Below are 21,851 nucleotides of genomic sequence, written 5' to 3' on the forward strand. Positions count from 1 at the left end.
CTAAAAGGAACCGTCAGCTTCACAAGACGTTATAACTATATGGTACTATGTTGTATGTAAGTAATACAGTTTTATCTTTTCCAGAGAGACATACTACAGGAAGATTGATGACTTTCAAATTCAAGGTGATACTACTAGCATTAATTTCATTATTGCTGGCAGTCGGCTTTTTTAACTTGATCCAGCATACCACCACTGCTCAGGCACAGACTACAACCCCTTTAACCGCGATGTTACGTTGGGGCTATTACGTAAAAACTCCTGTATCGCTTGAGTCGGTTCGCAGCAATATCGGTTCGCTCAATATCATTTCGCCGGTTTATTTTAACTTGCGCCCAGACGGTTCTCTAATAGGTACAGATCAAGCGGAAGTAACCAATTTGGCAAAAAGTAAGGGCGTGCGGGTGATACCGACCATCCAAAACAGCGCCACTGTACTGGATGATTTTACCAAAGTGATCAATGACCCGACGCAAGTCAAACGTATTATCGACCAAATCGAAGGGTTGGTAAATACCAATGGCTATGATGGTATCCATATAGATTTTGAAAATCTCAATGCCACCGACCGACCGCAGTTCACCAATTTTATGGGACAACTTTATGCGCGTCTCAAGGCAAAGAACAAACTCACAACCGCGGCACTGGTTTCCAAAACACGCGATACTACTACCGGCTTCGGCGGGGTATATGATTATGCGGCGCTTGCACCCTATCTGGATTTAGCCGTTATCATGGTTTACGACTATCATTACCGAGGTGGTTCAGATGGGCCGGTTGCGCCAATAAACTGGTCAAGTTCGGTAGTGGCGTTTGCTTCCAGCCAACTAGGTCCGGGTAAGGTTATGTTGGGCGTGCCATTTTATGGCTACGATTGGAATGTCAGCAAGGGTGGTTTTGCCACCGCACGGAGCTTTGACGACACTCAAGATACCATACGCAAATTTAAGGGCACAACCGGATATGACGAAACGGTGCAAGAAGCCTTCGCAGATTATAGCGACAACGGAGAGGCGCACCGCATCTGGTTCCAGAACCCACGCTCATTACAAGCCAAGCTCGATTTGATGAAGAAAAATAATTTAGCCGGTTTTGCAGCATGGCGACTCGGTCAGGAAGGAGCAAGCTTCTGGCCTGTAGTTCGCAATTTCACCTTACCTACAAACCCCATTGCGGCTTTCGCTAGCAAACCCGACAGAACTTATTTCGCACAGACCGGACATAGCCTAAGTGGGCAGTTCAAAATTTACTGGGACAAAAACGGCGGGCTGGCGCAGTTTGGATATCCTTGGACTGAGGAATTTCTCGAACGCAATCCTTCGGATGGAAAAGATTACGTGGTACAATATTTTGAGCGCGCGCGTTTCGAATATCACCCAGATTTGAAAGGTACCCCCTTCGAGGTACAGCTAGGCTTATTAGGAAGACAAGTAACCACAGGGCGCTCGGAAGAAGCGCCCTTTAAGGCTTTAGCACCTTTCCAGAGCAGAGCAGATGTGTGGTATATACCAGAAACAGGGCACAGCCTGAGCTACGGCTTTCTACAATACTGGCTGAAAAACGGGGGGCTGGCAATTTATGGCTACCCAATCAGCGAGGAATTTCAGGAAATTAGCCCTACCGATGGGAAAACCTACACGGTGCAATATTTCGAGCGCAACCGCTTCGAGTACCATCCTGAAAATAAAGGGACTCGCTACGAAGTATTGCTGGGCTTGCTCGGCAATCAAATTATGAAAGATTACGGCTGGTTACGCGCTGAAACTTAGAAGATTTCAGCAAGCGTTACAGCTTTAAGCAGGGCGTAGCTTCTAAAAAGAAACTGCTACGCTTTTAAATTTTTTATATGGCTGAAAAAAAAGCAACCAAACAAAACCGAGAAGAGAATGAAAGCACAGAAAGTCGGCTTGTACTTAACGCGACTCTGGAAGAACTTGATTTCGAAAAAATAGATGCTTACCTGCACACGCTAGATGAACAAGGCGGAGTGCCCTCCCGACTGAGCCGCAGCGAAAGGCTTCTAGAGTTGGGAATGATCAGCGAGGAAAACGGAACGCTACGCCCCATTATCGCTGCCGTGCTAATCTTCGGTAAAAATGTGGCGCGCTATCTGCCACAGGCGAGCATGAAATTAGCCCGCTTCAAGGGGCAGGATGTAACGGGCATAATTATTGACAGGGTGGAAGTGTCCGGGACACTGGATAAAATAATAGAAGAAGCCGCACGTTTTGTGCTACGTAACATGAGAGTAACCAGCCCAATTCAAGGGCTTTATCGCGAGGATATACCCGAATACCCGCCCGTAGCCGTGCGCGAAGCAATCACCAATGCGGTGGCGCATCGTGATTATGGGATTAGCGGGCAAAAAATTTCGATACGCATGTTCGATGACAGGCTGGAAGTGGAAAGCCCCGGTGGTTTGGCAGGACCGGTAACTTTAGAGAATTTGGGCAAAAAACGCTATAGCCGAAATCCATTGCTGGCACGCCTTATGTATGAATTAAAATTAGTGGAAGAAATGGGAACCGGCATCTTGCGAATGCGGCGCGAGCTGGCAGAACTGGGTAGCGCGCCCCCAACCTTCAGCAGCGACTCCGATTCATTTACTGCCTACCTACCCGCGCACATCTTTGTTGAGACTGAACACCGCATTACCGAGCCAAAGCCGGAAGCTGCCCCATTTTTTGAGATAAGCGATTCCTTGAGACCTGAATTTTTTGCCCTCATGCGCGCAGGCTTGAACGAAAGACAAGCGCGAGGCTTGCTCTATGCCCGTGAACGAGGTAGGCTGACCAACCGGGATTATCGCGCTATAAACCCCGATATTACCGAAGAAACCGCCCGTACCGACTTGCTAGGTTTAGTAGATAAAAATTATCTTATGAAGTTCGGGGACAAACGTGGTGCAGCATATTTGCCACGTTAACTAAAAAAAAATTTGCACCTAATAAAATTATGTGGTATATATAATCTAATGAGATGTAAAATCGTAAAAGGGTTTCTCAAGTACTGCTCTGAGTATCCTTTGTTTTTCTTCAGCCGAATAAGATAAGCTAGTTGCTTATTATTGTGTGGGGTCGGTAGTATTATCTCACCGTTACTGTGTGGCTGAATGAAATGGGCCGATTTGCAGGAGTTAGCGAGAACTTGAGTACTTCAAAAGATAATAGTGGTTCTGGCACAGATATCCTGCCGTCGAGCGGTGGAGGTATGTATGCCAGCTAGTTATGTGGGAATTATAGGTCGGACGTTACGCCAAATGCGTGAGCAAAAAGGTGTAACTCTATTGGAAGCCCAAATGGCTACCAAAATCCGACAATCTTTTCTACAGGCTCTAGAAGAAGAGAACTACGCAGTTTTACCGCCCCCGGTTTATATTCGGGGCTTTCTAAAAAATTATGCGACTTTCTTAGGTCTCGAAGGCGCTGAGATAGTCCAAAGCTTTGATGAGCTTTTAGAAGCAGTGGCAATGGGTCTTGATCCATACCATGCGGCTGACTCAGGAAGTGTCGATTCTGGCAGTGCCGATTCAGGTGGTCTTAGCCTGTTAACCGACACTATCATCCCCATTACGCCCCAAACACCTGTCGAAACCAAATTTAATAAAATAGAAGATACGGTTGAGATTCTTGTCGTCACCGCAGAAGAACCAGAGCTTGAAACTGAAGCTGAAGTCAGTCATGGTGAAGGTTCAAGAAGAAAGCGTCGACGCAAAAAGCAAGAGGCTGTTCAAACGGCACTCAATGAAGTAGTTGAAGAAAAGGTTGAAAATGCCGCCGTTACTGCCGAAAGCCCTAGCGCAGCAGTTGAAGCGGTAATAATCGAACCTGTTGAAACGAAAGTTGAAAAGGTAGAGATAGCAGAGGTAACCGTAGCCGAGCTACAGCCAAGTGCGGTTCTTGAAGCTACTTTCTCGAAACCCATCGCTTCACAAGCACTTTTGCCGGTGAAAAGAACGCGCAGCATCAATATGCTGAGGCAGCCGGATCGGTATGTGCTTAAACCCGCAATGGCGCCGCTAAATAAGCCGGCATTCTATATACCAAATTTTATGCCACTGCTGGCGGTATTGATCATTTTTGCAGCCGCAGCCTTGTTACTTTTACGAGGAGTAGCTGTACCACCTACTAATGATCGATTGGCTGCAACTGCTACGCCGAATGTGTACTCAGCCCCAACGGTTACCCCAATCGTGGGAACTCCAGTTGCGGTCAGTAACCTTCAAACGGCAAAACCTACCGCTATTGTAGTGACAACGACGATAGCGCCTGACCCAACGGTAGTTGCCCGAATCGTGTTAGGCTCAGCAGCGCCTAGCACAACCGAAGCCACTACTGTTCCGGTTACCACCACTCCGCCTCCTATCGTCTATCCACCGGTAAAACTAGAACTGACGGTAAATAGTGATGGCAGCTGGGTTCAGGTATGGGTGGACGACAAATCTATGCTCAATGAGTTAGTAAAGGGCAAGTCTCTTTCTTTTGAAGGTAAAGACAAAATAGAGGTCGCTCTCGGTAAACCCGGTGCAGTCAAACTACTGGTCAATGGTCAGGAGAAACAATATGCTCCACCCAATTCTGGTACGGTAGTTAAAGCCTTCAAATCTGATGGCTCAGAGGGAATCGTCAACCGCTAAGAACTTCCAAAGAGCTATAATAAATTTGAGTAGGGATGCGGACACCGTATCCCTACAGTTATTTTCATAGATATGGTATATTATCCCTTGCTTTTAAAGGGGGATTTTTAACTGCGAAGATCGGGGAGATATAATTATGGCTTCGAGCTTTTCGTTTGATGTAGTGTCAGATTTCGACTATCAGGAAATGGTTAACGTAATTGATCAGACTAAACGTGATGTATCAACCCGTTACGATCTGAAAGATACCAAAACCGAAATTGAGCTTGAAAAAGAGCAAATTGAGATAACTACCGCCAGCGAAATGTCTTGGGATGCAATTAAAGACATTCTGGAAACCAAAGCGGTGCGGCGTAATCTTTCGCTAAAAATATTCGAGTACGGCAAACTGGAAGACGCTTCCGGTATGCGCAAACGCATCGTTATCAAGCTTAAAAAGGGCTTGAATCAGGAATTGGCTAAAGAAATCAGCAAACTGATTCGTGATAACTCCAAAGCGATACCCCAAATTCAGGGTGACACGGTGCGAGTTACCAGCAAAAGCAAGGACGAGTTGCAAGGTATTATGCAATTGCTAAAAGGCAAGGATTTTCCGGCAGCATTGCAGTTTACCAATTACAGGCAGTAAGCGGCAAGTAACACCTGTTTGCCGAAGGAATAGAAATGAAGCGCAATTTAAGGCTAAATGTACCGATTCAACGGACAAATATTGAGAGTAAATCCTTTTACATTCTGACGCTTGGCTGCGATAAAAATACCGTAGATAGCGAAGCAATGGGGCAGCTTTTAAATGGCTACGGGATGCGAGAAACCCTGAAGCCGGAAAAAGCCCAATTGCTGATTGTAAATACCTGCGGTTTCATCGATTCTGCTACCAAACAATCACTCGACTCTTTGCGCCAACTTGCAGCAGGCAAACAAGCAGAGCAAAAACTGCTGGCAGCAGGTTGTCTGGTCAACCGCGCCGCCGAACTGATAAAAGCAGAAGTACCGGGAGTCGATGGCGTGGTAGGGGCGCTGAAGTGGGATGAATTCGCGCCGATGCTCTCTAATCTGGGAATTGAACTGGATACAGGCAACACCCTTAGCTATGGCTTGCTCAGGCGCAAGAAAAAGCAAGGTACAAGCGCTTATCTCAAAATTTCGGACGGGTGCGATGCCGGGTGCGCTTTTTGCATCATTCCTCAAATGAAGGGTAAACACCTAAGCCGACCTAGCGATACCCTTCTGCGCGAAGTGCGCGAACTGGCAACCGCTGGTGTAAAAGAGGTTGTGCTAGTAGGGCAAGATACCACCTTTTACGGACGTGATTTGGACGAGAAGGAAGGCACAGCGGCTTTATTGGAACAACTTTGCGAGGCTGCGCCCGAAATCATGTGGTTCAGGTTGATGTATGCTTATCCACGTTTCGTAAGCCAGAAGTTGGTGGAAACTATGGCGCGCTTGCCACAGGTAGCGCATTATATTGATATGCCACTTCAACACGCCCATAAAGCTACCTTGCGCCGGATGCGCCGCCCTAGCGACCAAAGCGAAACCATCGGCACAATTGCGCGACTACGCGAGGCAATGCCTGATATTGCGATTCGCACCACCTTTATTGTGGGTTATCCGGGCGAGACTGAAGAAGAGTTTGAATACCTCTTGAACTTTCTAGAAGAAATGAAGTTTGATAATGTGGGCGCTTTCAAATATTCACCGCAAGCTAACAGCCCTGCCGCATTGTTGCCAGATCAAATCGCGGAAGAGGTTAAACAAGAACGTTACGAACGCCTGATGACTTTGCAACAAAAAGTATCTCTACATAAAAATAAATCATTGATTGGTAGTGAACTTGATGTTATAGTAGAAGGTAGCGGAACGGTAGATTATGGCGCGCGAAACAGCCGCCCTATCTGGGTGGGCAGAAGTTATCGCAGCGCGCCGGAGGTAGATGGGATGGTGTTTATTGAGCCTTCCAGAGGTCGCTTATTTCCAGAGGGTGTGCGCCCGGTTATCGCTCGTATCCGCATTACTGATGCCACTGAATACGATTTATGGGGTAAACTGGTGTAACTATGCCTTTGGCTAATCTCCTAAGCGGATCACGTATTGCCGCTACTCCGGTTGTTTTGGTACTACTGGCATTGCGAGATTGGCCTCCTTCCTATCTTATTGCTGCCGTACTGTTCGTACTGGCACAGATTACCGATATTTTGGATGGCTATTTTGCGCGACGACACAAGACGGTTTCAAATCTGGGAATCTTCCTTGATCTGACCGCCGATAAGTTAATGATCTCCAGCGTTTTGATAATGCTAGTACAGCAGAATATACTCTCCGGCTGGATTGCGATTATCATTATCGGGCGCGAATTCCTGATAACTGGATTGCGAAGTTACGCCGCTTCCAACGGTATCGTAATTCCGGCAGGAAAAGCTGGTAAGCTGAAAACCGTCTTTACTGCCATCGCTGTGACTTGGCTGATAGTGTGGGCAGACGGTGTAAATCCTAGCGGGATTCTTCACAGCTTTTACGAATGGAAAATATCAGATATACAGCCGGCAAGGTTGTTCCTCGAAATTGCTTGGCTCTGGGTATATTGGGTTACATGGTTAACCCTCTATAGCGGTTACATCTATATTCGCGACTTTCTCAAGTTACAAAAGCGAAGAACAGAACCACCAGCGGGAGCTTCCGGAAAAAAAACTGAAGGAATTTTATGAATCCTTTTGAATATTCTCGCCATCAGGCGCAACATTCGGATTCGTATAACAAGAGAAAACCGCGAAACCACTGGGGCACGCCCCATTCTAAAGGTGTGTCTCAAAAAGGTGTGTCTGAGCAGGAAGCAAACCTTGAAGAATATACTGAAGAACCGATTGCTGTTGACTTAAAGCCCCCAAAAACCAAACGAAGTTGGAGAAGCAAAGAAAAAAACCCTGTTCGGCGTAACAACGTTTTTGATCCGCTTGAAGTCACCGAATATCTAGGCGGTCTGATGAATAATGAGGAAATCAGAACCGTTTATTATCGCCATTGGACACATTTTCTGCATCTGGCATGGTTGCCATTGCTAGGGGTACCCCTGTTGATTTTCCTCGGATTTGCTTTCCTGTTGGCGCTCAAAAGCTTCATCTTCATTATCCTTTTTATATTGCTGGTAATGCTGGATATTTTGGGATTGGTGTGGTACTGGGTAGATTACCGCAATGATCGCCTAGTGGTCACCAGTATTCGAGTAATACAGGTAGAAAAAGTTCTGTTCTTTAAAAGGGATACTACCGAAATCCGGTTGGATAAAGCCCAAGAAGTGAGGCTGGAAACGGCGCGCAACCCGCTTGAGTGGATTTACAAAACCGGGAACATCACCATAACCAGCATGGGCAGAAGCAAAATAGTATTTAACCATGTCCAATATCCTGAATTGCTCAGGCAAGAAATAGATTCGTTAATAATGCGGTGGCGTATTTATAACAACGAGGCGCGCAAAAAACGTGCAGCCGAGCGGATTGAAAAAAGATTGCGCGAGATATACTACGGCAAAGAAGAAAAGCCTAGAGGCGAACCGGTAGAAGATAAGCTCACCTTCTGGGAAATTTTCCTGCCCACCCGCAAAATCATTACACATGACGAGCGCGGGCGTGAAATTTACACTTGGCACACCCATCCTTGGTTCCTTATTACCACTACTATAGGTTGGGTGCTGGCTATGGTTATGCTGTTCCTGATTTACCTACTTCCGATGCAGTGGTTTATTTTCCCCAAAACTAACGGTCTGGTAAGTATAATATTGTGGGTAGTTTTGCTAGTAGCGTTGGGCGGTCTCGGCTTCAAAGTCTATCTTCAGTATGAAAACTGGCGAAATGACCGCTATATAATACGCCACGATGAATTTTTGAGCATGACAAAATTACCGTTCGGTTTTGACCAATCGGTGGGTGTAGTCAAAGCGATGAACGCGCAGGATGTCCAATCCGATAAACCCGGTTTCATGTCCAACCTATTGGGCTTTGGTACGGTTATTATTTCGACAGCAGGGCAGGGCGAACCACTTAAGTTCGAAAATATTCCGGGTCCAGAAGATGTAGAAGACCTTGTAAACGAACGTATAGAAGATGCCAAGATTCTACGAGAGGATGTTGAAGACAATCGCAATACGGAGATGATTTACAACTTTTTTGCCAAGAATGATGAGCTTAAAAGGCGAAGAGCTAGCGAAGGTCGTCCCTTGTTCGGAGACTGGAAGACATGAGATTTTCTCACTTCCGCGCATTTCTGGTAATCCTTTTCCTCTTCTCGTTTTTCCAAATATATAGTGGTTCTCCTGCCTATGCTCAAACTCCCACACCTACAAATAATTCATCTGTAAAAATGACTATTAAAGCCGGATTTGATGGGTATTTTAAGGAAGGTACATGGTTACCGATTCAGGTGACGTTGGAGAATGCCGCTAATTCCAACGAACCAATAAATGGAAGGATAGAAGCTTCGTTAGACGGTTTTACCCCTGACGGTATTCTGTACTATCGAGAGGTGAACCTGTCACCACCTTACCGCAAAACCTATTGGCTTTATATACTGGGTGCGCATAGCGCCCGCAATTTGCAAGTGCGTTTGGTGGATGATAGCGGCGCAAAATTGGCAGAAGCCACCAAAGACCTTAGCCCTTTGAACGATAGCGGTTTCCTGATAGGGGTGGTAAGCGACGATAGTACCGCGCTTAATTATATTAATAGCCTCGATATGGCGCAACCGCCCCGCAATTATTCGGCTTTCCTGTACGTCTATTACAATACCATCAATACTCCACTGGCAAACCGCACTCGCGCATGGATTGCGCACCTGTCACCTAATGACCTACCGTCTAATCCCGCCGGACTTAATGGACTAGATGCGTTGGTGGTGGGAGATTTAAGCACTACCCAATTAGGTTCTGGGGGAAGCGATAGCACCGCTTTGCGAAATTCGATTGGTGGTTGGCTGGCTAACGGTAAAGCGTTGTTAGTGGCGGGAGATAGCGGGTTGCGCAAAGCAGCATTTTTACAACCTTTGTTGCCCGTAACCTTGAATGGTGGTCCTAAAACTGTCTCCGGCTCACAGAGTTTGCTGGATTTTGTGGCTAGAGGTAAGCAAACTACGCTACCTCCCGGTAGTACAGCACCCGATCTTTTAGTATCGGATGTGAAGCTGGATGACAAAGCAGCAGGGGCAAGCGCGTTGATACCACCCGCTACCACCAACGAACCTTTGCTGTTGGCAGCACGCGGCTATGGGTTAGGTACAAGCTGGTACTTTGCAGGGGAATTACAAAACCTGAGGGGCTGGAATCAAGCAGAGGCATTCTGGCAAACGATATTCAAGGATTACCTACCACGCCTTGATTATGCCACTACCGCACGCCTCACTCAAATTGGCAATGACTGGAGTTATCGTATCACACCCAACAATGGTATTAAGGAGCGTTTTGATACCCTGTCGCTGATTATCTTCCTGAGCATCTATCTGGTTATTATTGGGGTAGTGGTTTATTTCGTGCTTAAACGCTACGACAAGCGCGAATGGGGTTGGTGGGTTGTGCCGGTGCTCGGTGTCCTGTTTACGATTATCGCTTACGTTATTAATAGCGGTGGTTTGGAACAAGATATGGTAATAAGCCGCACCGCCGTAATTATGCTAGGACAGGGCAATGATGGCGTAATGCAGGGCAGTTTTACCGGACTGACTACGCTATACAGCAACAAACGAAACGAATTTGACTTAAAGGTTGCAGACGAAACCCTTTTCAGTACGAGTTTTGGCGATAGCGATACCAATTTATCAGGTGCGAATAGCTCTTCTGGCTCGACAGGCATAAAACAGGGCAGTAGCGCGGGCTATAACAGCATGTTTCTAGGTTTGCAGCAGCGTCGCAGTTTTGGATTCGAGAGCGAAGCAGAGCGCTATTTTAATGGGGGAATAGTCGCAGAGGCAAAGCTAAATAACAGCAAACTCGAAGGCACGCTGGAAAATACTACCAACCGGGATTGGGAAGATGTGATGGTTTTCGTACCCGGTGGAACGGTGCAGAAGGTAGGCACAATAAAAGCGAAAGAGAAAAAAGCTATTCCAGCCCTGCCGGGAGTACCCGGCGCAAATCTGGTCGAGACCTTAGTTAATGCCAGCAGCGCACAATTGATGAACGCGACAATTACCAATGGTATCAACTATCCGATAGGGCTGACCAAATTACGCAAGGTGGACGGCAAGTTGGTACAAGACCCCGATTACCACCGAGCAGTAGTGCTGGAATCACTTTTTGGAATGAACGGAGAAGGTTTAGCAGCAGATAACAACCGCTTTTATCTGATCGGTTGGAGTAAAAATGCCCCGTTGCCTTTCCAAATAGAATCAAAAACGATGAGCAATTTTGAACTAGCATTGCTGTTTGAAGGTCTTGCAGTCAAGGTATGAGGATATGAGTAACGCGCCAGACATAGCTATACCAGAACAGAAAAAAGAATTGGTGGTAGAGACACGTCAGCTTGTGAGAAAGTTTGGCGCGTTCGTAGCAGTAAACAGCATGGATATGCAAATTGAGCGCGGCGCGATTTATGGCTTTATCGGACCAAACGGCGCAGGGAAAACCACTACCATGCGCATCCTCGCTTCATTGCTGCAACCGAACAGCGGCGAGGCATACGTTTGCGGTTACAGTGTGACCGACCAAAGTCGTAAAAATTTGAAAGCAATTAGGGCTTCTATCGGCTTTATGCCCGATTATTTCGGGATTTACGACCGGATGAAAGCATGGGAATACCTCGATTTTTTTGCCAGCGCTTATTATGTGGAGGCGCGTAAACGCGCGGCACTGATTGAGGAATTGTTGGAATTGGTTGACCTTTCCGAAAAGCGCAATACCTTTATTGAAGATTTGTCGCGCGGTATGAAGCAAAGGCTTGGGCTAGCACGTACATTGGTGCATGACCCCCAATTGCTAATTCTGGACGAGCCTGCCAGCGGTTTAGACCCACGCGCCAGAGTAGAATTGCGCGAACTGTTGCGCGAATTGAGTCGTATGGGCAAAACCGTGCTAATTTCCAGCCATATCCTGACCGAGTTGGCGGAAATGTGTACCCATATCGGGATTATAGAGCGTGGTACTTTGCTAGCGCAAGGGAAAGTTAGCGATATAATCCGCCAGTTGCGCCACATCAATAGATTAGTGCGTATCAAAGTGCGGTTAGGCGCAGAAGAACTACCCCTAGCAGCAGAGGCAGCGATAAAAGCCGCACCCGGCGTAACCGAGCTTAAATTGATGGAAGAAACCAACGATGTGGCGGGGCATATCGCCAACTTTGAAGCTACGGTGCAAGGCGACGAAGCGGAGATGCACACACTGCTAAGATATTTGATCGCCTGTAACCTGTTTATCTTTGATTTTTCAGAACGACAAGACAACCTCGAAGACATTTTCTTCAAAATAACTAAAGGATTGGTAGCATAATAAATCGTACAGGGGTTGCGCTTGGGGTAAATAGCGGGTTAAAATAGGCTACCATTGCTGACTAGTATTTCAAGGCTGCTTTTATGGCAAATAGAGCTTCAAAACTTACCAATCCCTTTACCGGCTTCTGGTTCAGACTCCGTTCAAACCCGATTGTCCTCAAGGAATTGCGCGGGCGCATGCGAAATTGGCGAGGTACTTTTAACCTAGCTTTATTTACCGCTGCCTTGAGTTTTGCGGGCATTATGATATATGTACTCGACAACAGAAACTACGCTTATTATTACAATTATAATTATAACCAGAATACTGTGCCGAATCTCGGTACAGATGTAATAGTTGCGCCGATACCCGATTTGTATGCCTCTTATAATAACTCTGAGAAAGGGATGTGGCTACTCTTTGCGCTTCTGGTCACGCAATTAGTTCTGATAACTTTTCTGTCGCCTACTTTTACCGCCGGGGCGATTGCCGGGGAAAAGGAACGTCAAACTTACGATATATTGCTCACCACCTTACTGAGACCGCGTGATATTATATGGGGCAAGCTTGTCAGCACCCAAGCGTACCTATGTCTGATGATCGTAGCAGCACTTCCGGTACTGAGCGTGGTATTTTTGGTGGGAGGGGTATCACTCAGCCAGTTATTCATTGGCTTTGGGGTTTGCCTATTGAGCACCCTATTGATGGGTTCAATCGCATTATATCGCTCTGCCGCCAGTCGCACCACCGCACGAGCTTTTCGTAGCGCCTTTTTCTTTGTAATAGTGCTTTTTTTAGTAATACCCGGAATCGGCTTTCTAGTAGAATCAGAAGTGCGCAATCAATATCAGGGTGGCACTATCTACATGCAGTACGGAACTTCCGGCTATTTGCCCTATGTCCCACCTAAGTGGCTTCAGATATTTACCAATATAACCTATTCTTTTAATCCGGGGTTGGCGTTAGGACAAAGTTTTAATCAGCTAAACCAGAATAGTACCAATTTATTTTTTTATACCGACAACACGTTTAATTTACCCAATCGAAGCTTGAGCCTACCAATGCCATGGCTCACTTTCACCATACTGGCGTTGATTCTGATCGCGCTTTTTCTGTGGTTGGCAACCACCCGGGTAAAACCCCTTAATCTGGGACTAAAAATCTCGAAGCGGAAAAACAAGCAGAAAAAACCGGGTTCTTAATTACCTTCTTGCTTCCGGTAGTACACAACTGGAGTATATCCAATGGCAGTAATTGAAAAAGAGCAGGACGTTAACGAGCGTCAACTTATAGAACAGCAAATTGCCGAGAAAGATTACAAAGCGCTGGTGCAGCGTCTCAAACGCTTTGAGTTCCGCATGCGCATACAGGAAATGGTGCGGATTCTGCCATTTGCGTTCTTAGCAGGTAGTGGTATCTCTTTAGCAGTCGCGCTCTACAGCCGGGTTATACCCTCATTAACAGTTGAACAGGTGCTAGTAATAGCGGCGGCAGCGCTGCTGATATTTTTGATAAGCAGTATAGGTTACGCTCTTTTCCGACCACGCACTATTCTGGACACGGCAAAACGCACCGACCGCATGCTAGGTTTGAAAGAACGTACCAGCACCGCGTTGGAAGGCTATAACTCTCCCAAGAAACTAGGCTATGCCACTATGGGAGCGCGCCAATTCCAAGATGCTAAAACTATTCTGGAAGAAACCAAACTTCGGAAAGCCTTCCCGCTACGAGTACAGAAAAAACCGGGGCTGTTTGCATTGGTACTAATACCTTTATTGGCGTTAGCTCTTTTCCTGCCCAACTCAGCGGCGCTGCTTGCCAAAGAAAATGAAGCGTTAGGGCAGCAAGTGGATAAAGAAGCGCAAAAAATAGAGGATTTGAAGAACCAAATCAAGGAAGAAGCCAAAAAGTATAACCTGTCCGAATCTGACCCGAAGCTGCAAGATTTATTAAAGCAGTTGGATTCGGCGAAAAAGGACATTCAGGATAATAAGTTCAATCGTGAGCAAGCGCTGGCGAGCATTGATAAAGCCAACCAAGAGATTTCAAAATTAGGCGACACTAATCAGGCTGCTCAGAAAGCCGCCTTCGAATCGCTGGCAAACGATTTGAAGAAATATGATAGTACCCGCGCTGCCGGTAACGCCCTCAGCCAATCCAATGACCCAAGCCGTTTTGATAACGCCGCTAACCAATTGCAAAAAGTGGCGGATAATATCGATAAGCTGAAAAATGACCCAACACAAGCGCAGGCGTTAGCCGATTCATTGGCACAGAACGCCAAAAACTTTGAAAATAGCGACAAAGCTATGGCAGATGCCCTGAACAAAGCCGCTCAGCAATTGAGCAGCGATAATTTAAACCAAAACCCGTCAGGGGCACAGCAAGCCTTACGCGATCTTGCCAATCAGACGCAACAAGCCGGAAAGAATCAGCAATTCCAAGATCAACTTCAAAACGCCCAAAGCCAACTCCAGAAAAGTGAGCAGGCACTTTCGAATGCCGGCAAGCAAAGCCAAGATAGTACCACTGTAAGCAGCAAAGCCGGTACGCAAGCACAAGATTTCGGCAAGCAGGAAGACCTCGGTCAACTTGGCGATAGTAACCAAAACGGTGATACCTCAACGGATGGGCAGCAGCCAACCAGCCAGCAACAAGGGCAAGGACAGCAGGGGGCACAGGGTAACCAATCGCAGCAAAGCGGAAATGGTCAGAGTCAGGGCAGCGGACAAGGGCAAGGACAGGGCGACCAGCAAGCCGCAGGTGACGGCAGTAACGGACAAGGCGACCAACAAGGACAGGGCAACGGGCAGGGGCAAGGAAATGGTTCTAACCAAGGTGGGCAGAACTCCAACCAAGGGCAAGGACAGGGTAAAGGCGCGGGTAAAGGAAGCGTTGATAGCGTTTACCAAAGCCCCACCAAGCGCAACGGAAATGGTACGCAGCAGAACTTAAAGGGCAAAAATGGCGATGGTCCCACCCAAAGCACCAACACCAATAACGGTGGAGCTGCTGGTGATACCCAAGTGCCTTATACTCAGGTAATCGAAGATTACGCTCGTGCCGCTTCTGAGGCGCTGGACAAGAATAATGTACCGCTTACTCTAAAGGATATTATCAAACAGTATTTTGACGACTTGAATAATCGCTCCTAGAGCATAGAGTGTAACCAATAGACGAGGAAACATGGCGACTGCGATTCAAGGCACAATGACTCCGGAAGAATTCCGCGAGATAACCACCCGCATAGAACAAGAGGTGGGGCGTATCATCGTTGGGCAAAAAGATATTGTCCGTTACGTAATGGTAAGTATAATCTCAGGTGGGCATGTGTTGTTGGAAGGCGTGCCGGGTTTGGGTAAAACTGCGTTGGTACGTACTCTGGCGGAAGTGCTGGAACTGCGTTTCAGCCGTATCCAATTCACCCCCGACCTGATGCCAGCGGATATTGTAGGCACAAATATATTGCTGGAAGACCAGCATGGCGGTAGGCAATTCCGGTTTCAGCCCGGTCCGATTTTTGCCAATCTGGTGCTGGCAGACGAAATCAACCGCGCAACGCCGAAAACCCAATCCGCGCTATTGGAAGCGATGCAAGAGCGCACCGTAACGGTATCGAACCAAACCTATCGGGTAGAACGTCCCTTCTTCGTGTTGGCTACACAAAACCCTATTGATATGGAAGGTACTTACCCACTCCCAGAAGCGCAATTAGACCGCTTCTTCTTCAAGTTGCAGGTGGGTTTTCCTAAAGAAGATGAGTTAATGGAAATTCTTGGACGCACCACCGGAGGCGATAAACCCAATCTGAGCAAGATTGCTGACGGACAAAAAGTTATGGCGATGGGCGAACTGGCACGCCACATCCCGGTCGCCACGCACGTTCAAAATTATGTAGCGCGTATTGTGCTGTCAACCCACCCGGATAGCGACAGCGCGCCCCCCTTCGTCAAACAATATGTGCGTTTCGGTTCTAGCCCGCGCGGGGCGCAAGCAATGATGCTGTCTTCAAAAATCGTGGCACTGATGGATGGGCGTTTTAACGTGGCATTTGAAGACATTCGCACCGTTGCTTACCATGCGCTGCGTCATCGCCTTATTCTTAATTTTGAAGGCGAGGCAGAAGGTATCGACGCAGACAAGGTGATTGAAGAAATTCTCAAAACAGTGCCGGAAGATAAAGAGGGCAAGTAAGCGGGGCGTTGATTTTTTTTACACTAGTTTTACAGTTTATCAGACTCTTTTAATACAAAAAAGAGTAAAATTTGTTCAGGCTGTGTGTCGCCCTGATTGTGGAGAATAAGCCCTCGACCCTCGGTATTACCCACCGCAATACAGGTTTATACGCGCCAGCTGCGTCTATATTCAATTTCACACCCATATAAATTTATGCCAAAATCGAATCTCTTCAAAAAACTGGGTTTGTTGCTAATAGCAGTAATGTTATCGGCACTACTGATAGCTTGTTCCTCAAATAACAAGCCCCCAACCGGGCAAGGTATGGTAGCATTGCCTTCGATTGAAGTTGACCGTAGCGGTGGGGTTATTGTAAACACTAGCAATGTTTCAACTCCGGTTAAAGTTTCCTCCGATCAACCTACCACAACGCCAGTGTCAATCCCTACACCCGTAGTATCTCCCACACATCCGGTTATCGCTACTCCCACTTTAAGCGGCGCGCTGGAGCCTGTAGATAAAAACTATGAGCTTGGGCTGCTTAAAAAAGCCTATGATGATATCAACCAACATCTTTTCAAAGAACCTGATAACAGCGCAATTCTGACGGTAACTCTGAAGGAATTGAAGAATATTACAGGCGTAGAGATTAACATTCCTGCTTTCTCCGGCACGCCAGAACAAAATTGGAATAAATTCAGCGAAACGTTCAACACTACGTTGGATGGTCTTATTGAAAAAGGCTGGCAATATCCTAAAGGAGACTTGGCGCACCGCTTGATAATTGAACTGGCGAACGCGGTTGGCGATGAGCACACCTATTTTATGAACAACGCCGCCACTCAAAATCGCCAGAACCTTTTTGTAGGCGACAATAGCCAAATCGGTTTCGGGATTGTACCTGTTTTCTATAACGATAAGGTTTATATCTCGCGGGTAATCCAGACTGCGCCCGCCGGTAAAGCGGGGTTGCGTGCCGGTGATCAGATTGCAGCGTATGACGATGTAAAGCTTTCTACCAATAACTGGCAGATTGTGCGTGACGCTAAAGAAAATGAATATCACAAGTTTACAATACAGCGAGTGGGCGAATCGAATTTGCTTCCTATTAATGTGGTAAAAGCTCGCTACACCATGCCGACAGTGGAATATCGCATGGTAAATGGAAATATCGGCTATATCGCCATACGGGACTTTTTTAAGAATGTTGCCGACGAAACCGATCAAGCAATGCGCGATTTATATGCAAAAGGGGCGGTAGCTTGGATAATTGATGTGCGGGGTAATCCCGGCGGTATAAATTTTGACCAACTGGCGGGGAGATTTCTCGAAAATGGTCAGGTAATGGGTTACGACTATGACCGCACAAACCGGAGTGAAGTGAGAGTTAGCAACGGAGGCACAACCGGCAACAATAAGGGAAAGCCTTTCAGCCCATTGTTGCCAATGACAGTCTTGATAGATGATGGCAGCGCCTCCGCCAGCGAAATTTTCGCGCTAACTGTACGCGATTATAAACTAGGCTCGTTGATTGGAACACGTTCCGCCGGGGCGCTTGGCTACACGCAGGAATTTCAACTAGGGGATGGCACTTCGATTAGCGTTACTATCCGTGAATATGAATCAAAAGGCGGCGAAAAGCTGAATGGGTTGGGTATCGATCCAGAAATCAAGGTAGATTTGACGGTAGAAGACCTTGCGATGGGACGTGACCCGCAACTGGCTGCCGGAGTGAGCTATCTGCAAAAGTCGCTGGCTACTAACGGTTCTTAAGCTCTCAGGCTAGGGGAGAAAGAAAATTATGCCAAGTTTACTGGATGAAGATTTCCTGAGAAAAATAGATCGCCTCGTGTTGGTAAGCAAACGCATGCGTATGGGTAGTCTGAAAGGCGAACGGCGCAGCGTTAAACGCGGTACTTCGGTAGAGTTTGCCGATTACCGCAACTATACACACGGGGACGACCTGCGCCAAGTGGACTGGAATATTTATGCGCGTCTTGAAAAAGTTTTCATCAAATTGTTCGAGGAAGAAGAAGAATTAACCGTACACATGCTATTGGATTGTAGCCGTTCCATGGATTGGAGTGGTCCAGATAGTGAAATGTTGGAAGGTGACAACAGAGCGAATCCGACTTATAACAAGTTGTGGTATGCCAAAAGAGTAGCCGCCGCTATTAGCTACATGGGTCTCGCGGCGATGGATCGCGTTACTATTTCGGGCTTAAGCGCGTTGGGTAATAGCAATGAGCTACGTATGCCAATCATACGGGGTAAAAACCAAACCGTGCGCATGATTCGCTTTGTAGAAAAGCTGCAAGCGGGTGGTACAGAAGACCTGAATACCGCGCTACGAAATTACTCGTCACAGATTCGCTATGGCGGATTGGTATTTCTGATTTCTGATCTGCTTACACCGGGCGGGTGTTTTGAAGGCTTAAGAGCGCTTCAAAATGCCGGTTTTGAAGTAAATGTGATAAATGTGCTTTCTCCTGATGAAATAAACCCAGTGCTGCGCGGCGACCTGAAATTGGTAGATATTGAAACGGGTGAATTTCAGGAAGTGAGTATTGATAACAAGGCGCTGGAAATGTACCGCCAAGAATTTAACCTATGGCAGCGTGAGATTATAGATTTCTGCCAACGCCGCGCCATTAACTATATTCAAGTGGATACAACGGTACCGTTCGATGATTTAGTGTTGCACTACATGAGACGGCGTGGCTTGGTGGCTTAAAGAGGTTGTATTATGGGTTTTTTGTTTCCTTTAGGCTTGGTGTTCCTGATACTGGCGATTCCGATTATCCTCTTTTACCTGCTAAAACTGCGGCGCGAAGAGATGACGGTAAGCAGCAATATCCTATGGCGCAAGGTTTTACAAGACCGACAAGCTAACGCGCCTTGGCAAAAACTTCAGAAAAACTGGCTGATGTTTTTGCAATTACTTTTATTGCTGATACTGGCAGCGGTGTTGAGCCAACCATTTTTTGAAAGTCAGGCAACCGCCACCGGTAACATTATTGTGTTGCTGGATAGCAGCGCAACCATGCAAGCCACCGATGTTTCGCCCAACCGCTTCTCCAAAGCCCGACAGGAAGTATCAAACCTTATTGATCAGATGGGCAACAGCGACAAGATGACTCTGGTGCTGATGCGAAGTTTCCCCGAAGTAGTGGCTACTGCATCAAGTAACAAAGCCGAATTGAGAAACGCGCTGGATAAAGCCAAAGTTACCAACGAAGCTATCAACGCAAAAGGCGCAATTACGCTGGCAGCTACAAACGCAGACCGTACCCCCGGTACTACTGTGATTGTGGTTAGCAATGGCGGGTTTACACGCGCAGAAGGCTTGCCGCCGTTGCGTGCCAAAGTGCGCTATATAAAAATCGGTGAAAGCGATAATAACCAAGCAATTACCGGTTTGAGATTGCGTGAATCGGGCGTAGCTCCTCAATTATTTATAGGTTTGAGCAACTACGCAGAGATACCGGCGAAAGCTACCTTACAGGTGACAGTTGACGGTAAAGTATTTAATACCCGTGAGGTAGATATAGGCGCAAACGACAAGTTTGACCTTACTTTAACCGATCTACCCTCTACAACAAAGGTGGTAAATGCTACCATCAAGCCCATTAGCGGAACGCAGGATTTTCTTGCGGTTGATAATCAGGCATGGACGGTACGTAATGCCGGAGACCCCCAGAAGGTGCTGCTGGTAACTACAGGAAACAGCTTTCTCAGTACGTTGCTAACACGTATGACCAATTATAAGGTCTCGAAAATTGATCCATCTGAGTATGAGGCTCTAAAGAATAAATCCGACTATAACATTTTTATCTTTGATGAATTTGCCCCTGATCAATTACCGTTCGGCGCAGGGGTATGGCTTATTGGACCCAACAACTCGCCTTTCCTGCCTGTTACAGGCAGCAGCAAAGAACCAGTAGTGGGGCGGTTGGAACAAAACGACCCAATCTTACGCTATACCGATCTAAGTTCAATCGAAATTGCCGAAGCCAAACAATTTGAAATGCCGGGTTGGGCACATATAGTAGCCGCAGCAGGCGATGGAACTCCCTTGATAATTGCAGGTGAGCGACAGGGACAACGTATTGCAGCTCTATCCTTTAACTTGCACAATAGTAATTTGGCTTTAAACATCTCGTGGCCTATTCTAATGGTCAATACGCTAGGCTGGCTTCAGCCGCAGGGCGCAGTAGATGCAGTCTCGGAAGCCGCGCCGGGAGAACCGGTTAGTTTTGTGGTTGGCAGCAGCAACGAGCAGATAAGCGTTACAGCACCGGGGAATGGGGCACAAATACTCAAGGTCATTAACAATGTAGCTTCCTTTACCGATACCTCTCAGACAGGCGTTTATCAGGTAACACGACGGCTGGATACTGTTTCTGCCACGCCAAGCGGCGGAAACACTACTACACGTCCGCGTGTTGTAACTGAATCTTTTGTGGTGAATCTCTTCAGCGATACTGTGAGCAATATCAAACCGTTGGAGGATTTGGGGTTACAGGGTACAAATTCCGGAGTACAAAATAATGCGACGGTAAAGACTGAGCGTGAGTTCTGGCAGCCGTTGGCACTCGTAGCATTAATCCTGTTGATGCTGGAATGGTTCATCTTCTACAAAGGTAAAATAACCATATTTTCACGAAAAAAAAGCAGTAGTGGCAAAACAGTATAATTAAAGTTCCACGAACAAATTTTCGTGTGGGAAACTTCCGATACTTTTCCACATGTAATCCACACAATTGTCCACTTGTTAAATAATAGTCGTATGTTAAATAATTTTTATGTATGTAAGAGCTTTTCAACATAATGTGGACAATTGTGGATTAAAAAACATCGGTAGCGTATATCTATCCTAGATAATGGATAATTTGTCAGCATGACTCCACAAAATGTGGATATATGGGGATAAGTTAACTCTAGGAGTTTATTCCACAAATTGTGGGAAAGGGTGTATAAATTTAAAATAGTGTTATATTTTGCAGAATATTGAGGGTTTTTTGATTGCACGAGTGGGAGAGAGTTTAGATAGTAACATTTTATGTGGATAAGTGCATAACTTATATTCACAAAATCTGGATTCATGGTGGATAATTACCGATGCAAAAAGCTAAATATGAGTTAAATATATAAATAATGCTTATACGAAATGGGAAATTTCATGCTTGCCATGTTAGGTAATTATTGTTATGATTCAAGCCAACTAGTAAGCAATTTCGGGGATATAGGGACAGACCCCTTTAAGAAAGACCGTTCGATTGTGTCTCAGGCGATAATAAATTTATCCCAAACCTTTCTGAAGATCTCATTTGTAAATCTCAATTCTCTGGGTTAGTGTAGACACTATTAACCGGATTGTCCTTTTGCAGAAACCTCAGGTTGCTGTTGCATTAGTTTTGTCTGCAAAAATTAGGGTCGCAGTTTTAGGGGTTAGCAACTTTTTCGCAAAGAAGCGAAAGAGACATACGGGGCAAAAGAGCTATCCACTGAACCTAACAGCTACCAGCACACAGTAGTATTTGACAGGTCACCAAACCTGTAAAAAATTTATGAATTTGGAGAGTTTTCGAT

15 protein-coding genes are annotated in these 21,851 nt (G+C 46.4%); all 15 read left to right on the forward strand.

Annotation, left to right across the window (positions count from 1 at the left end; all coding sequences use genetic code 11):
- Window positions 1-107: 107 nt before the first annotated feature.
- Window positions 108-1,769, forward strand: coding sequence for a glycosyl hydrolase family 18 protein (locus tag OZ401_RS12810; protein ID WP_341468634.1), 1,662 nt, complete (start codon window positions 108-110; stop codon window positions 1,767-1,769).
- Between the two features lie 77 nt (window positions 1,770-1,846).
- Window positions 1,847-2,926, forward strand: coding sequence for an ATP-binding protein (locus OZ401_RS12815; RefSeq protein ID WP_341468635.1), 1,080 nt, complete (start codon window positions 1,847-1,849; stop codon window positions 2,924-2,926).
- A 288-nt stretch (window positions 2,927-3,214) separates the two neighbouring features.
- Entirely contained in the window at window positions 3,215-4,636 is a 1,422-nt protein-coding gene (locus tag OZ401_RS12820; RefSeq protein WP_341468636.1) for a helix-turn-helix domain-containing protein, read from the forward strand.
- 136 nt (window positions 4,637-4,772) lie between these two features.
- Window positions 4,773-5,264: a YajQ family cyclic di-GMP-binding protein gene (locus OZ401_RS12825; RefSeq protein WP_341468637.1), complete on the forward strand. Its 492-nt coding sequence runs from the start codon at window positions 4,773-4,775 to the stop codon at window positions 5,262-5,264.
- A gap of 35 nt (window positions 5,265-5,299) precedes the next feature.
- On the forward strand, window positions 5,300-6,691 hold the full coding sequence (rimO, locus tag OZ401_RS12830) for a 30S ribosomal protein S12 methylthiotransferase RimO (RefSeq protein WP_341468638.1): 1,392 nt from the start codon (window positions 5,300-5,302) through the stop codon (window positions 6,689-6,691).
- Window positions 6,692-6,693: 2 nt separating this feature from the next.
- Complete coding sequence (gene pgsA / locus OZ401_RS12835; protein ID WP_341468639.1) at window positions 6,694-7,341, forward strand: CDP-diacylglycerol--glycerol-3-phosphate 3-phosphatidyltransferase; 648 nt, start codon at window positions 6,694-6,696, stop codon at window positions 7,339-7,341.
- Window positions 7,338-8,870 carry a YdbT family protein gene (locus tag OZ401_RS12840; RefSeq protein ID WP_341468640.1) on the forward strand — a complete coding sequence of 511 codons (1,533 nt, stop codon included), beginning with the start codon at window positions 7,338-7,340 and terminating at the stop codon, window positions 8,868-8,870. Before pgsA ends, OZ401_RS12840 begins: the two co-directional genes overlap by 4 nt.
- The gene (locus OZ401_RS12845; RefSeq protein WP_341468641.1) at window positions 8,867-11,068 is read left to right on the forward strand and encodes a hypothetical protein; all 2,202 of its coding nucleotides are present in this window, start codon (window positions 8,867-8,869) and stop codon (window positions 11,066-11,068) included. Before OZ401_RS12840 ends, OZ401_RS12845 begins: the two co-directional genes overlap by 4 nt.
- A 4-nt stretch (window positions 11,069-11,072) precedes the next feature.
- Window positions 11,073-12,101 (forward strand): ABC transporter ATP-binding protein, encoded by a 1,029-nt coding sequence (locus tag OZ401_RS12850; protein ID WP_341468642.1) that lies wholly within the window; start codon window positions 11,073-11,075, stop codon window positions 12,099-12,101.
- Between the two features lie 83 nt (window positions 12,102-12,184).
- Window positions 12,185-13,285, forward strand: coding sequence for an ABC transporter permease (locus tag OZ401_RS12855; RefSeq protein ID WP_341468643.1), 1,101 nt, complete (start codon window positions 12,185-12,187; stop codon window positions 13,283-13,285).
- A 42-nt stretch (window positions 13,286-13,327) separates the two neighbouring features.
- On the forward strand, window positions 13,328-15,238 hold the full coding sequence (locus tag OZ401_RS12860) for a hypothetical protein (protein ID WP_341468644.1): 1,911 nt from the start codon (window positions 13,328-13,330) through the stop codon (window positions 15,236-15,238).
- Between the two features lie 31 nt (window positions 15,239-15,269).
- Complete coding sequence (locus tag OZ401_RS12865; protein ID WP_341468645.1) at window positions 15,270-16,277, forward strand: AAA family ATPase; 1,008 nt, start codon at window positions 15,270-15,272, stop codon at window positions 16,275-16,277.
- 195 nt (window positions 16,278-16,472) lie between these two features.
- Window positions 16,473-18,032 carry a S41 family peptidase gene (locus OZ401_RS12870; RefSeq protein WP_341468646.1) on the forward strand — a complete coding sequence of 520 codons (1,560 nt, stop codon included), beginning with the start codon at window positions 16,473-16,475 and terminating at the stop codon, window positions 18,030-18,032.
- A gap of 28 nt (window positions 18,033-18,060) precedes the next feature.
- Complete coding sequence (locus OZ401_RS12875; protein WP_341468647.1) at window positions 18,061-18,993, forward strand: DUF58 domain-containing protein; 933 nt, start codon at window positions 18,061-18,063, stop codon at window positions 18,991-18,993.
- A gap of 12 nt (window positions 18,994-19,005) precedes the next feature.
- A complete protein-coding gene (locus OZ401_RS12880; protein WP_341468648.1) occupies window positions 19,006-20,955 on the forward strand; it encodes a vWA domain-containing protein in 1,950 nt (649 codons plus the stop codon).
- Window positions 20,956-21,851 lie beyond the last annotated feature (896 nt).

Origin of the sequence: Candidatus Chlorohelix allophototropha (assembly GCF_030389965.1) — a bacterium.
GTDB lineage: Bacteria > Chloroflexota > Chloroflexia > Chloroheliales > Chloroheliaceae > Chlorohelix > Chlorohelix allophototropha.